Source organism: Ferdinandcohnia sp. GQ5 (genome assembly GCF_059759275.1).
This window is the reverse complement of record NZ_JCAXEW010000015.1, coordinates 22,366-36,947: the sequence shown is the minus strand read 5'-3', so window position 1 is coordinate 36,947 and position 14,582 is coordinate 22,366. Positions and strand designations below refer to the sequence as shown.

Annotated in this window: 15 protein-coding genes; 11 read left to right on the top strand and 4 right to left on the bottom strand. The window is 37.9% G+C overall.

The features are described from left to right. Positions 1 to 43 precede the first annotated feature (43 nt). On the bottom strand, positions 44 to 1,405 hold the full coding sequence (locus AC6CHV_RS17760; RefSeq protein WP_498079335.1) for a nucleoside recognition domain-containing protein: 1,362 nt from the start codon (positions 1,403 to 1,405) through the stop codon (positions 44 to 46). 210 nt (positions 1,406 to 1,615) lie between these two features. Between AC6CHV_RS17760 and AC6CHV_RS17755 the strand changes: the two genes are divergently transcribed. The 7 genes from AC6CHV_RS17755 to AC6CHV_RS17725 all read left to right on the top strand — a co-directional run bounded on the left by AC6CHV_RS17755 (position 1,616) and on the right by AC6CHV_RS17725 (position 7,256). Then, a complete protein-coding gene (locus AC6CHV_RS17755) occupies positions 1,616 to 1,768 on the top strand; it encodes a hypothetical protein (protein WP_165918078.1) in 153 nt (50 codons plus the stop codon). 211 nt (positions 1,769 to 1,979) lie between these two features. After that, entirely contained in the window at positions 1,980 to 3,242 is a 1,263-nt protein-coding gene (locus AC6CHV_RS17750) for an ammonium transporter (RefSeq protein WP_498079334.1), read from the top strand. A gap of 64 nt (positions 3,243 to 3,306) precedes the next feature. Beyond that, positions 3,307 to 4,278, top strand: coding sequence for a DUF294 nucleotidyltransferase-like domain-containing protein (locus tag AC6CHV_RS17745; RefSeq protein ID WP_498079333.1), 972 nt, complete (start codon positions 3,307 to 3,309; stop codon positions 4,276 to 4,278). Positions 4,279 to 4,293: 15 nt separating this feature from the next. Continuing rightward, complete coding sequence (locus AC6CHV_RS17740) at positions 4,294 to 5,022, top strand: exonuclease domain-containing protein (protein WP_498079332.1); 729 nt, start codon at positions 4,294 to 4,296, stop codon at positions 5,020 to 5,022. 144 nt (positions 5,023 to 5,166) lie between these two features. Then, positions 5,167 to 6,132 carry a bile acid:sodium symporter family protein gene (locus AC6CHV_RS17735; protein WP_121445083.1) on the top strand — a complete coding sequence of 322 codons (966 nt, stop codon included), beginning with the start codon at positions 5,167 to 5,169 and terminating at the stop codon, positions 6,130 to 6,132. A 125-nt stretch (positions 6,133 to 6,257) separates the two neighbouring features. Continuing rightward, a complete protein-coding gene (locus tag AC6CHV_RS17730; RefSeq protein WP_440274537.1) occupies positions 6,258 to 6,698 on the top strand; it encodes a GNAT family N-acetyltransferase in 441 nt (146 codons plus the stop codon). Positions 6,699 to 6,737: 39 nt separating this feature from the next. After that, positions 6,738 to 7,256, top strand: a complete 519-nt coding sequence (locus AC6CHV_RS17725; RefSeq protein WP_121445081.1) for a hotdog domain-containing protein — start codon at positions 6,738 to 6,740, stop codon at positions 7,254 to 7,256. A 46-nt stretch (positions 7,257 to 7,302) separates the two neighbouring features. Here the strand turns inward: AC6CHV_RS17725 and mscL are convergent, their stop codons facing one another. Together mscL and AC6CHV_RS17715 are read right to left on the bottom strand one after the other, a co-directional pair. After that, positions 7,303 to 7,680 (bottom strand): large conductance mechanosensitive channel protein MscL, encoded by a 378-nt coding sequence (mscL, locus tag AC6CHV_RS17720; protein ID WP_121445080.1) that lies wholly within the window; start codon positions 7,678 to 7,680, stop codon positions 7,303 to 7,305. 70 nt (positions 7,681 to 7,750) lie between these two features. Then, entirely contained in the window at positions 7,751 to 8,050 is a 300-nt protein-coding gene (locus tag AC6CHV_RS17715; protein WP_498079331.1) for a hypothetical protein, read from the bottom strand. A 173-nt stretch (positions 8,051 to 8,223) separates the two neighbouring features. On the opposite strand from AC6CHV_RS17715, the gene AC6CHV_RS17710 reads away from it, so the two are divergent. After that, positions 8,224 to 8,673: an SRPBCC family protein gene (locus AC6CHV_RS17710; protein WP_341332063.1), complete on the top strand. Its 450-nt coding sequence runs from the start codon at positions 8,224 to 8,226 to the stop codon at positions 8,671 to 8,673. Between the two features lie 157 nt (positions 8,674 to 8,830). Here AC6CHV_RS17710 and fdhD read toward each other — a convergent pair whose 3' ends face one another. Beyond that, complete coding sequence (gene fdhD / locus AC6CHV_RS17705) at positions 8,831 to 9,640, bottom strand: formate dehydrogenase accessory sulfurtransferase FdhD (RefSeq protein ID WP_341332062.1); 810 nt, start codon at positions 9,638 to 9,640, stop codon at positions 8,831 to 8,833. Positions 9,641 to 10,031: 391 nt separating this feature from the next. Between fdhD and AC6CHV_RS17700 the strand changes: the two genes are divergently transcribed. The 3 genes from AC6CHV_RS17700 (at position 10,032) to AC6CHV_RS17690 (ending at position 14,527) form a co-directional block, all read left to right on the top strand. Continuing rightward, on the top strand, positions 10,032 to 11,297 hold the full coding sequence (locus tag AC6CHV_RS17700) for an L-lactate MFS transporter (protein ID WP_341332061.1): 1,266 nt from the start codon (positions 10,032 to 10,034) through the stop codon (positions 11,295 to 11,297). A 62-nt stretch (positions 11,298 to 11,359) separates the two neighbouring features. Further along, entirely contained in the window at positions 11,360 to 11,722 is a 363-nt protein-coding gene (locus AC6CHV_RS17695; RefSeq protein ID WP_341332060.1) for a Na-translocating system protein MpsC family protein, read from the top strand. 441 nt (positions 11,723 to 12,163) lie between these two features. After that, complete coding sequence (locus tag AC6CHV_RS17690; RefSeq protein WP_498079330.1) at positions 12,164 to 14,527, top strand: FdhF/YdeP family oxidoreductase; 2,364 nt, start codon at positions 12,164 to 12,166, stop codon at positions 14,525 to 14,527. The last annotated feature ends 55 nt before the right edge of the window (positions 14,528 to 14,582 follow it).

Here is a 14,582-nt window from a genome sequence, read left to right as displayed (position 1 = left end):
CATAAAAAAGCCCCGAATCAGCTTCGGGGCTTAACCTATTATCTTAAAAAAACAAATATGCCATGCCTACAATGATTGGTAAGGTAATTAACGTACGCAGTAAAAAAATGAATACTAAGTCCAAAAAAGAAACCGGCAATTTTGAACCAAGTAATAATCCACCAACCTCTGACATGTAAATTAACTGAGTGATAGATACTCCTGCAATCACAAATCGTGTCAAATCATTTTCAATATCCGCACCAATAATAGAAGGTAAGAACATATCTGCAAATCCAATAACCATAGTTTGGGCTGCAGCAGCAGCTTCTGGCACTTGAAGAAGTGAGAGAATCGGTACAAATGGAGCCCCTAAATAGGTGAAAAATGGCGTGAACTCCGCGATAATAAGTGCGATGGTTCCGATTGCCATTACGACCGGTACAACGCCCAGCCACATATCTAATACGTTCTGAACTCCACCTTTTAACACTTTAGAAAAGTCTCCGCTTTTTCTCGCTTGAACGACTGCTTGTTCCATACCCCACTTAAATCGTCCTACATTTGCCGGAATGGTTTCGTCCGCCTTTTGAGTAGTGCCTTCATAGTACGTATCCGACTTCCTAGATAATGGCGGGATTCTTGGCATGATGATGGCCGCAACCAAGCCTGCAAATAAGATTGTGAAATAAAATGGTACAAACATATGCTCTAAACGCATTTGGGCTAAAATAACGACTGTAAACGTGATGGAAACTACCGAGAATGTCGTTCCAATAATAGCTGCTTCCCTTTTTGTATAATAGCCATCTTCGTATTGTTTATTGGTAAGAAGGACACCAACGGTTCCATCACCTAACCATGAAGCGATGGCGTCAACAGATGAACGTCCAGGCAATCTGAAAAGAGGACGCATTACCTTTGTTAACAATGCTCCAAAAAGCTCTAATAAGCCAAAATCGAGTAACAATGGTAAAAAAAGTCCTGCAAATAAAAATACGGAAAATAACACGGGAATCAAATCAAATAGCAAAGTTCCACCAGTTGTATCTGACCATATCGCGGATGGACCAACCTTGTATAATGTCATAATAGAGAAAATCATTCCAAGAATTCGTGCAATCACCCATATTGGAGATACATAAAAAAGTCCAGATAAAAAGGGAGATTTTGTAATGAATGATGGTTTTAAGAATACTGTCAAAATAGAAAAAATCCCTGTGATTGTAATTAATGCCGTCATAATATAAGGAATTGAACCACCTAATAAATCTTGAACAATGCCCGCCAAAATCGCAACAGGGATCGTGAATGAATCTTTATATTGAAACGGTACAATAAATAAAATAATACCGATTAAAGAAGGGATTAGGAATCTTAAATATTCTGTTACTGCAGTTTTTTCTTGTTGTTTTTGGATTGCCATGTTGTATCACCTCAAATACTATTCAGAAAAAGTCACAATGATTACTTTATAACAATTTGTATAAAAATGCGAGTGATTTTTAAATAAAAATGCTTCCAAACGTATAAAAATACTATTCTGAAAACGGTTATATCTACCAGCTTTTTTTGTAGCATTCCCAACTCAAACTAAAACATATATGGGACATTAAAAAGAAAGGAGTGGATACTGATGAAGAAACGCCAACAGAAGAACGATGCAACCATCGCAGTTGGAATGGACACAGAAAATGATTTACAAGAGGAAGCGACATCAGAAGAGATAGAAAAAGGCGATTACACACAAGTTACGACCCTGTCTTATGACGAAAATGATCCTAGCTGAAGAAGTCCTTAAGAAGCATATCACAGAGGTGATTATGCTTCTTTTTTAACTAATGTTATATTTTCTTACATAATTAATCTAATAATTTTAAAAAGTAGTTGATTTTAATCTATATTTTAGATTATTATTAATAATCATATACATGATGTTATATTTTCTAACATCTTATGTAGTGTATACTAACAATTTGTATAAAAGGGGGAAGATGAAAATGGACGTTTCTTATTTAATGAACAGTCTATGGGTAATGGTTGGAGCAATTTTAGTTATTTTTATGTTAGGTGGATTCATACTACTTGAAGCAGGTTCAACCCGAATGAAAAATGCAGGACATATCGCAGGTAAAACGATTTTTACATTCGGTCTTTCTTCATTAGTGTTTTGGGCAGTTGGATTTGGATTTATCTTCGGTGGCAACGCAAACTTTTTTGTAGGGTTATCAGAATTCTTTTATTCTGGAAAAGAACTCGAGTTAGGTCTTAATTCATCTGTTTTCTTTTTATTTCAATTAGCTTTTGCAGGAATAGCGATTACGATTGCAACAGGAGGTTTTGCAGAAAGAGCGAAATTATCAGTGTACGTTGTATTTACCATTCTTTTTGCAGCAATTGTTTATCCTGTGGTTGCTCACTGGATTTGGGGGGGCGGCTGGTTAGCAGAGCATGGCAAGCAAGACTTTGCAGGATCGACGGTTGTTCATTTAACAGGTGCAATGGCAGCTTTTGCAGCCACGATTTTATTAAAACCGCGTATTGGAAAATACAATAAAGACGGTTCATCGAATACTCTTTTTGGACATAACCAAGTGTATACAGCGTTAGGGGTATTAATTCTTTGGATCGGTTGGTTTGGATTTAATGCAGGCAGTACGGTATCTGTTGATGCTGGATTCTTTGGTTTCGTTGCACTAAATACGAATTTGGCAGCAGGGGCTGGAGTGGTAGCGGCATTATTCATTTCATGGATTGTATTAGGTAAATCAGATATTCCGACCATGTTAAATGGTGCATTAGCAGGTTTAGTTGCGATTACAGCATCTTGTGCATTTGTTGATACATGGGCAGCTGTGGTGATTGGTTTTGTAGCTGGAATCCTTGTTTTTTATAGTGCACGATTCTTTGAAAAGAGAAAGATTGATGACCCGATTTTTGCCTTATCAGTTCACGGAGCAGCTGGTATTTGGGGTACATTATCGACTGGATTTTTTGCAACACCAGAGCTTGCTACAGTTGGGCAGGCGGGATTGTTTTATGGTGGTGGATTCACGCAATTAGGCGTACAGTTCTTAGGAGTTGCAACATCAGGTCTCTATGCATTTATTGTTTCTTTTATCATTCTTGCTGTTCTGAAAAAGGTTATGGGTGGTCTACGCGTAACTGAAGAAGAAGAAATTATGGGCTTAGACATTAGCGAGCATGGCAGCTATGGTTATCCAGAAGTTTTCTTAGCTAAGGAAGATAAGTTAAGTTCGTAATCTAATATGCAAGCCCTCTAGTAATAGAGGAGCTTGCTATCATTATGGTTTAGGGGGTGTATCGATGAATAAGAACATGCAAACATATGATTCAATTAAAAATTTAAGGGAGAAGTTGATTTTCCAATATCAGATTGATGCAGATTCCCTAAACCATTTTCATGATAAGGTGATGAAATATGTTTTTCATTTGGCGCTAGAGCAACAGGTGCAAAAAACAAAAATTCCTCCCTGTGAATTTGTATGGTTTATTACTGGTAGTGGAGGTAGGTTGGAGCAAGGGTATGTAAGCGACCAGGATCATGGAATTATATTCGCCGAAAATTCAATAGAAGCTTCTCATTTTTTTTATGAATTAGGAAAAGAGCTTTCTTATGGTTTATACAAAATTGGATATCCATTTTGTGAGGGTAAAATCATGCCGTCCAATCCTTTATGGTGTAGCTCGGTAGAGGGTTGGCAACATCAGATATCATTATGGATGGAAGAGGAAAGCTGGGAGGCCATGCGATATTTGCAAATTTTTTATGATTCACGAGTTCTTGTAGGAAGTAGTCAATTATTAAGTGAACTTAAGTTCCATATTCTTGCCAATCAGGAGGCCAATACTAACCTGTTAAGAAGGCATATGGAAAACATTATGTTTGTCAAAAAAGCGATTGGTCCACTCGGTCAACTTGTGGGAGAAGAAAAAGGAGAATATGAAGGATCTGTCGATTTAAAGCAGACCGCTTTTCTACCTTATGTAAACGCAATTCGAGTGCTTGCGATAAAGGAAGGCTTATTAGAGACATCTACGATCGATCGTATTGAAGCTTTACTAAAGCGAGGGTATCCCCCTGAATTTAAGGGGTATCTTGAACATTTCAAGCTTTTACTTGAACTTAGGAATAATCTTTACAACCATACTCAGTCTTACGAAGCGAGTCATTTTATTCCAATTAAGAGTTTAGATAAAAGACGAAAAAAAGAACTCCGCGACATTTTGAAGAGTGGTTACAAACTACATCAGTATGTTCGTTCAATTATCGTGTAGAGGAGTGGTTGAAGTATGGCATTTGAACCATTTGTTCAATTTGTACGGGGGCTTCATGGAAAAGTAAATACAAGTGGAATGGGTGGAAATCAAGGCCTTAGCTTTCAACAGGTTGCTTTTCTACGTCAAATTCATAGAGATCTTCAGCAAGAGGATAAGTTGACAGTTCCGTTAGATGAGCTATCTGTTGTCGTGTTTGATATCGAAACAACGGGCTTCTACCCAGACCAAGGGGATGAAATTATTTCACTTGGTGCAATTAAAGTGGAGGGCGGCACAATTCGTGAAAATGAACTATTTTATTCGCTTGTATTCACTAAAAATGAGGTCCCTAAGAAGATTCAAGAATTAACGGGAATCAACTCTGAAATGTTAAAAAATGCCCCACTACTTTCGGAGGTTCTCATTCAATTTTTTGAATTTGCGAAAGGGAATCCCCTCGTGGCACACCATGCAAATCATGAAAAAGCTTTCATGCATACAGCAAGTTGGAAGCAATTTCGTACCCCATTTAAACATCGAATTATCGATACCTCCTTTTTATACAGGTTAGCAGAACCTGATTTACGATTGACTAGATTAGAAGATTTATGTGAATATCACCAAATCGCTGTAACTGATAGACATCATGCGTTAGGAGATGCTGTTTTAACAGCTAAGCTTTGGTCACTTTATATAAAAAAAATCCAAGCGTTAGGATGCCGGACATTAAGGGATGTTTATGATCGGCTAGCAAAACTTTAAGGAATTGAAGCACTCATTTAAGGTGTTTCTTTTTTTATGTTAATTTTACCCAAATTTATGTTGGACAACTACTGTCGTGCTAAAATTGTAGTATACTAAAATAACGGTCTTGTGAAACGATACTCAGTCCTTAGGAGAATGATAATGTTACAGAAACTTAATAAAAAACTAGAAAAACTTATGCCGCTCATTACACCTACAAGTGTAGTACTTGGTGTCTTATTAACTGCATACTTAGCGCCGTTTTCATATTTAGTACCATGGATTTTTGCATTTATTACTTTTTCCGGAGCGTTAAGTTCAAGTTTTAGTTCTTTAAAGAGAGCTCTCACTCATCCATTTCCAATCTTGATTGCACTTATTACTTTACATTTAATTATGCCTGCGTGGGCTTGGGTTGTCGGGCATTTATCCTTTCCGGGTGACAGTTTTACGATCACCGGAATGATTTTAGCAGTTGTGATACCAACGGGAATATCGAGCTTTATCTGGGTGGCGATGAAGCATGGCAATATTGCATTGACGCTTTCTATTATATTAATTGACACATTAATTTCCCCATTTGTAGTGCCATATAGTTTAACTTTGTTTGTCGGCAGTAATGTTGAAATGGATATTCTTAGCATTATGCAAGGTCTCCTTTTTATGGTCGTGTTACCCTCTATCCTTGGTATGCTTGTCAATCATTTTACTAAAGGCAAATGCACTAAAACACTTAGTCCGGCTTTGGCTCCATTTTCAAAGATTAGTCTCGGTGTCGTTGTGATGATTAATAGTGCAGATATTGCTCCTTATTTAAAAAATGTGGACTTGAAACTAATCATGACTGGCGCAGTTGTATTTTTTATTGCGTTTTGTGGTTATATGATTTCATGGGGGATTGGTCGCCTTCTAAAGCTAGAATCTGATGTCATTATCGCCCTTATTTTTACGGGAGGTATGCGTAATATTAGCGCAGGTGCCGTCATTGCCATTGCATTCTTCCCAGCCGAGGTTGCTGTTCCTGTCGTTGTAGGAATGCTCTTCCAGCAAATACTAGCTTCGATATATGCATTCTTCATTGATCGCGTATATTCATTTGAACGTGTTGAACAAAAATTCACCGCATAACAAACGTTAGTCATTTGGCTAACGTTTTTTGTTTAAAAAGATTGAAAAATTTAGTCCGAAAGCATACGATTATATGTTGGGAGGTCATAAAACCTCCTTATGCTAATGTATCGGGGGATACTCACTTGACAGTGACCTTACAAAAAATCACACGTGATAATTGGGAAGAATGTATTGATTTAAAAGTAAGTAAGGACCAACAAGGTTTTATCGCGTCAAATCTTTATTCACTTGCAGAGGTACAGTTTTTGCCAAACTTTGAAGCGCTCGCTATTTATGCCGATAAGAAAATGGTTGGTTTTACGATGTACGGTTTAGATGAGGATGATCATAATTACTGGATTTATCGTATTATGATTGATGAAAAATACCAGGGGAATGGCTACGGCACTAAAGCTCTATTACAGGTAATTGAAAATATCAAACTTAAACCAGATGCCAAAGAAATCATAATCGGGTATATCCCAGATAATATTGAAGCAGAAAGAACGTATTTACGTGCAGGCTTCCAATCAAATGGGTTAGCTCCTTGGGGAGAAAAACTAGTTAGTTTGAAATTGATCTAAAACGTGAAGAATATAAAAAAAACGAAGGAGGGCTTACATATGGAAGAGGCAAAGTATTGCAGAGAATCCTTTGTTGTGAAAACAAGTAATGTTTTTCCGCCTGATACAAATTATCATGGTACCATGTTTGGTGGTAAATTAATGGCTTATATTGATGATGTTGCTTCTATTTCAGCAGTGCGTCATTCACGTTCACCAGTTGTAACAGCATCAACAGATTCAGTGGATTTTCTTCATCCGATTAACGAAGGAAGCTCTGTTTGTTTAGAGGCTTTTGTCACCTACACAGGGCGATCATCTATGGAGGTTTTTGTGAAGGTGATTGCTGAGAACTTATATACGGGAGAACGACATATTTGCGCATTGTCGTTTCTAACCTTTGTTGCTTTAGATGAGAATGGGAAACCAAAACCTGTTCCAAAGGTCATTCCAAAGTCTGAGGAAGAAAAGATGCTACACGAATCAGCAAAAGATCGTGCAGAGAATCGGAAAAGACGTAAAAAAGAAAACGAAAAAATGGCGTCTAAATTTAGTATTGCATTACCATGGGAAGTATAAAAAAGGTTGTCCGGAGTCAATCACGACTCGGACAACCTTTTTTAAATTAGCTGCGTTGCTCTTTTAATAAATCACGAATCTCAGTAAGTAATTGCTCCTCTTTTGATGGAGTTGGTGCAGCAGGCTTTTCTTCTTCTTTTTTCTTAAAGCGCTGGAAAAAGCGAATAAAGAGAAAAATAGAAAATGAAATAATGATAAAGTCCACGACTGTTTGTAGAAAAGCACCGTACATAATTTCTTCACCATTAAAAGGGATAGAAGCTTTGGAAATATCAATCCCGCCTAATAAGAAACCAAATAGTGGCATTATGATATCATTCACTAGTGATGAAACGATTTTTCCAAATGCTCCACCGATGATAACCCCAACAGCAAGATCAATCACGTTACCTTTGAGGGCAAATTTTTTAAATTCATTAATCATGAGTAAATTCTCCTTTCAAACCATTTCTTATTTTACATAAATCATTGGAAAAGAAAATAGTACATAAGGCTTATCCCTTAAATCTTTCTAGCTGATGCAGCATGTTTTCATTTCTTAAAATTTCAATTTGTCTCTCACCTAATAAATCAAAGTGAGGAAATCCGGTCCGGTTATGAATGTATTTTGAAGGAATGCCGTATTGTTCGCCCCAGCTTTTAAGTTTTTTAAGGTCAGCACAGCCTACTTTTGTCACGGTCTTCATCCCCGGAAAACGGTCATCAATCCAATAATGTGTCAAAAATGCAATTTCTCCCTGTGAAACTTTACTTTTCCACTCGAGAAGTTCCTTGCGTCTAATTCCAAAAGCCATAAAAAGTCTCTCCTCTATACAAACATCTATTTTTATTTTACCCATTATACCAAAAAGAAATTTTACCAATAGACTATGACAGTTGTCTTACGATTTATCATTTTAGTTCTATAACAAATTTTTGCTAATAAAATTGTAACATCATCTTAGAAAAAATCGTTAGGAGTGGGATTTTGAAAAAAGCTGACAAATTTATCGTACATGCAGACCGAGAAAGTGTCTATTCTGTATTTATTGACCCAATGAAATTAGGCCCCTGTTTTCCTGGTTGCAAAAAAATTAAACAATTAAGTCCAACAAAATATGAAACATTGGTAGAGGTCAAGGTACAGTTTGTCCCAATCAAAATTCAAGGAATTGGAGAGTTAAAAGAAACAATTGAAAATGAAAAGATTGTCGTTGAAATGAAAGGGAAACCAGTTTCGCTTTCGGGTTCATTTACAAATACCCTTACGGCAAACTTAAAAACAATCGAACCGAATCAAACCCTTGTTGAATACGAAATGGATTTTGAGATGACCGGTAAATTAGCCTCAATTGGGGAGCTTTTGATGAAAGGGTCAAGCAATAAACAGTCTGAGGAGTTCATGAAAAACGTAAAAGAGCTGTTTCAACACACGTAAATGAGTGGTCTTTCCGATAATTGAAAAATATGGCTAATAATTTAAATTTATGGCTGATATCGTAAAAATATGGCTGATACTCAAAAAATATAGCCAATAGGTAAAATTAGTAACGAAAAAAGATTAGTAGGAGGAAACCTACTAATCTCTTTTCTGTTTATCTAGTAGCTTCAAACGATTCCTGAACAATTCTTTCTGGATGTGAATAGACATTCAGCTTACCTCCACGGATGAAACCAACGGCCGTTATATTCAGTTCTTCAGCCATCTTAATGGCCAAATCAGTTGGTGCAGATTTTGATAAAACAATCCCAACTCCAATTTTCGCCGCCTTTAACAATACCTCTGAAGAAATCCTACCACTAAACACAATCACTTTATCACGAACAGGAATTTTATGATTTAAGCAGTATCCATAGATTTTATCGAGGGCATTATGTCGGCCAATATCGGTCCGATTGATAATCATATCGTTTGGTGTGCAAAGTGCTGCATTGTGCACACCGCCTGTATCTTTAAAGACAATACTTTTTTGCTGCATTTCGTTCATTAAGGCAATGCATTCTTCAGGTGTGAGGGTAATGGTTGATGTTGAGGTTTTGGCTGTTTTCGAGTCATTCACAAAATAGAATTGCCTGCCTTTTCCACAACACGAACCGATAAAACGCTTTGAATAATATTCCTGGCTAGTTGTTACTTCAGTCATCGTATCGACATACGCATAGCCCTGGCCTTCGTCGATATGGAGACTTTTAATTTCGTCTCTAAAACGGATGACTCCTTCTGAAGCTAAAAAGCCAATTACCAGTTCATCAAGCTCTGAAGGGGTACAAACCATCGTTGCAAATTCCTGTTGGTTCAAGACAATCGTCAAAGGAAATTCGGTCACAATTTGATCTTCCTCGTCAAAAAGCTGACCATCTTCAAATTTGATAATCCCTTTTCTAACAGTAATGGAATCCACCATCTATACACCTCACTCTCCTAAAAAATCTATATAACGCATCTAGTTACTAAATATATAATCATACTTTTATTGGAAGGACAACAATAAAAATTTTTCACTACTCGAAATAGTTAAATAAAAGTTATTGTTTTATTTTGCTAGCTTTGGTAATATTTTATTATATAGTTCACAATATTGACACACTTTTGTCACAGGATAGCGTACCTGTCTCTGCTGCTAAAGGTGCAGTATTGGAAACGATAACTGTTAATTTTGTAGTAGCGATCCTGCTAGGTAAATTAACCGTCATCACCCTTTTTATGCTTATTTAAGCATTGGGCTGCTGGCGGTTTTTTGTTTTTACAACTACTGCAAAATATAACCTATCATTTCATAATAAAGGAGAGAAGAAATGGAAAAAACAAAAAATCGTTGGCTCATTGCTGCCTCTGCCGTTGGAATTCACTTATCAATCGGTTCTGTTTACGCTTGGAGTGTATTTACAAAACCACTACAATCAGAATTCGGATGGGATTTAACTGACATCAGCATGACGTTTAGTATCGCGATTCTTTTCTTAGGATTATCGGCAGCTTTCCTGGGGCATTTCGTTGAAAAATATGGCCCTCGAGCATCTGGAATTCTTGCTGCCATATTCTTTGGCGTCGGTATCACAGGATCTGGTCTTGCGATTAACCTAGAATCATTGCCATTATTGTATTTATTCTATGGTGCGTTAGGTGGAATTGGTTTAGGTGTTGGATACATTGCTCCAGTATCGACACTTGTAAAATGGTTTCCTGACAGACGTGGCATGGCAACGGGCCTTGCAATCATGGGTTTTGGATTTGCGTCATTAATCAGTAGTCCTATCATGCAAAAACTCATCGTTTCTGTTGGAATAGCAAATACGTTTTTTATTTTAGGAGTTTCTTATTTTGCCATTATGATAATTTCATCACTATATCTTGCCCCACCTGAAGCAGGTTGGATGCCAGCAGGATTTAAAGAGAAGGTCTCGAGTGGAGCTAAAAAGGTAAAACAGGATTTATCACAATTAACGGCAAACCAAGCGATAAAGACAAAACGTTTTTATTATTTATGGCTGATGCTCTTTATCAACGTTACGTGCGGAATAGCAATTATTTCTGCTGCTTCTCCACTTGCACAGGAGAGTGTAGGCTTATCTCCAGTTGCAGCTGCTGCGTTAGTAGGAGTTTTAGGTGCTTTTAACGGGCTTGGTCGTATTGGTTGGGCGTCGGTGTCTGATTATTTAGGAAGGCCCAATACATATACAGTATTTTTTGTTATCCAATTAATTGCGTTTCCATTACTGCCACATGTGTCGAACCCAGTGTTATTCCAAGTATTACTAGCCCTTATTTATACATGTTACGGTGGTGGTTTCTCTGCAATCCCAGCATACATTGGGGACTTGTTTGGAACAAAACAACTAGGTGCAATCCACGGCTATATTTTAACAGCATGGGCAGCAGCAGGTCTTGCTGGTCCAATGTTTGCATCTTGGATTCGGGACACAACTGGAAGCTATACACAAAGCTTAACGGTATTTACTGCGCTCTTTGCGGTGGCACTAGCGGTTTCCCTTTTAATTCGTTTGGATATAAAAAAACTACGTAAGCAGCAATCCGGAAAAGGGTCTGAGCTTGCTAGTTGACAATCATTGGTAGTTTGATTAACTTAAGGTTAATGAAGTTACTAGTAAAGGGTAGACATAAAATGAATAAATACGAAGCTGAGTTTAGTAATCTAGTAAGGTCGTTCCGTAAAAAGCACATGGGGAAAGGACCAAGCAAAATCACAACAACCTTTTGTAAAAATTGGGCCATATGTGAGATGGAAGGAAATCTATCTCCAGTTGAAAAGTTTATTGCCGGTGCAGATGAAGGAAAACAAATGCTTCGTGCGGCAAGAACCGAAATGGTAAAAGAAATGTACCGAAAAAATAGACCAGTTGAAATGGAAGAATTTTTAGGTTCAAATCTAGTAGATTTATTTGTTGATATTGATATTGATCGAGACTTCGGAATGTCAGTCTTTGTATTTGATCAAGATCTAGAGAAGAAATTTAAAATTAAATAACAATATAATGTGTTCAAAAGAAGGTTAAAAAGGACCGAGAATTCAAGGTGCGCGAGCTCCCGAGTACCAGAGCGAGGCAACTGCTTGAGTTAACTACATTGCAGCCTTGCGCTGAGGAATTTACTTCGTGAATAAACGAGTAGACGCAAGCGCATAACTTGGTTATTCACCCTGTTCTCGGAGCAATGTACGCAGAAATTTGATGCGTCATTTTAGGTCGAATTTTTGAACAACCTTATGTGTTGGCACTTGGTAGCGACCCTGCTAAAGACTAACCACCGTTCATTATTCTAACAACGTAGAATCATGTTTCGGTGGTTTTTTCTATAATTTTAGAGTTTTAGAAGGATTAAGCAGTTTAATGCCGAAAGCATAGTTAATATATGTTAACTTTGACCATAGACATAGTTATAACTGAATGTGTATAAGGAGGAGTTAAATTTGGGAGAAACAAAGCATCAGGGACCTATTAAATCAACAAAAATGCCACAACCAAAGCATTGGGTAAGTCCGATTCCATTTGGTTTAGGAAAAGTGAAGCCAAAACACATACGAGATACAATGAAAGTTGCTTGGGAAAACAAGGACAATCTAGGGTATGCGACACGTATTTTAACTCAAGGTGTTTGTGACGGATGTGCACTTGGTGTTTCAGGTCTTTATGATCAAACATTGACAGGTCCACATATGTGTACGACACGATTAAATGTACTGCGTTTAAGTACAATGCCGGCGATTCAATCAGATATTCTACATGCAGATATCGATGAGCTTCGAAAGCTTAATAGCACGGAACTAAGAAAGCTTGGCAGAATTCCATATCCGATGATTCGTCGTAAAGGAGAAAGAAAGTTTTCTAGAATCTCCTGGGATGAAGCGATGGACACGATTGCAAATAGAATGAAGAAGTTGAACCCGAAGCAGTATGCATTTTACCTGACTTCCCGAGGGATTACGAATGAATCTTATTATGTGGCTGCTAAGGTTTCTCGTTTCTTAGGGACGAACCATATTGATAACGCTTCCCGTATTTGTCATTCGCCTAGTAAAACAGCGATGAAGCGTTCTATCGGTGTTGGGGCATCGACTGCCAACTATCAGGATTGGATTGGTACAGACGTATTGGTATTCTGGGGAAGTGTTGCATCAAACAGTTCACCTGTTTCAACGAAGTACATGCTTGAAGCTAAAAAGCGTGGTACAAAAATTATTGTAATTAACCCACACAGAGAACCTGCAATGGATAAATACTGGATCCCATCAAATATGGAATCTGCCCTATTTGGAACAAAGCTCGCAGATGATTTTTACCAAGTTAGTATTGGTGGAGACATTGCCTTCATGTTTGGTATTATGAAGCACTGGTTTGAAATGGAGGAAAAGCAACAAGGTTCTGCAATTAATCATAAGTTCGTGAAGGAACATGTAAATGGGTATGAAGAACTGAAAGCGCACGCCAAAGCGCAAAGTTGGGATGAAATTGAAAAATCATCCGGTGTATCAAAGGAGAGAATCGGAGGACTTGCAGAACTTTTAGCTAAGAGTAAAAATGCCGTGTACACATGGGCAATGGGATTAACAATGCATTCATTTGCAACAGATAATATTTCACAAGTCGCCAATCTTGCCTTGCTTCGTGGCCACTTAGGTCGCAAGTATAATGGTCTTATGCCATTCCGAGGGCACTCTTCTGTACAAGGTTCTGGTGAAATGGGAGCAGATCCATTCGTGCTGCCAGGTGGCGAATTTGATGAAAAAAATAGGAAGCGCCTGGAAGAAATTTGGGGTTTTGAAATTCAAAAATGGCAAGGAGATATTGTGGGGGTTACTCTTGAAAATATCGTGCTCCCAGAGGACCATGAACGAAAGGTAAAGCTCTATTATATGTCTGGTGGCAATTTCCTTGAAACGATGCCAGACCCTAAGTTTGTCGAGAAAGCATTGTCTGAACTCGATATTCGTGTGCACCAAGATATTATTTTAAATACATCAACATTTGTGGATGCAAAAGAAGCGGTCATTGTTTTACCGGCTAAGACACGTTATGAACAAGAGGGTGGAGGAACATCAACATCAACAGAACGTATGGTTTATTTTTCACCTGAAATTGGAGGAAATAAAAATGAAATTGCTGAAGCTCGCGCTGAGTGGAAAATCTATGTAGACTTGGCCAAGCGGGTGAAACCTGAACACGCACATTTAATTGATTTTAAAAGCGGGCAGGAAATCCGCGATGAAATTGCCATTGCCAATCCGAACTATAACGGTATACAGCTCCTTAAGAAAAAAGGGGATGTATTCCAATGGGGAGGTGCATGGCTTTGCGAAGGTGGAGTATGCCCGACCCCGGATGGAAGGGGTAATTTAATTCCTGTTGATATCCCTGATTTCGGTAAGAAAGAAGAACAATTCGTACTCACGACTCGCCGTGGAAAGCAATTTAATTCTATGATTTATAAAGAAGTTGATCCATTCAATGGTGCCGGCCGTTATGATGTGCTGATCAATCCAATGGATGCGAAGGAGCTTCGTGTTACAGACGGGGAAGCAATCGTTGTCCACAATGGTTTTGGAGTCTTCCAAGGAAAAGCCAAATTTGCTGATATCGCCAGAAAAAATCTAGGCGTTCACTTCCCAGAAGGGAACTTTTTATTACCACGAGGACGTTATGAAAAATTTGCCGGTATTCCCGATTACAATATTGCGGTGTATGTTGAAAAAGCAGAGCGTTTCAATGCACGAAAAGATACAGAATATCAAGAAAAAGAAATCGCGGATGATTTAAATATTGATCCTCCAGCATAAAACTGTTGCCCCCAAGCCAAAATTGGGGGCATTTTCATGTGCAAAACTGGGAATG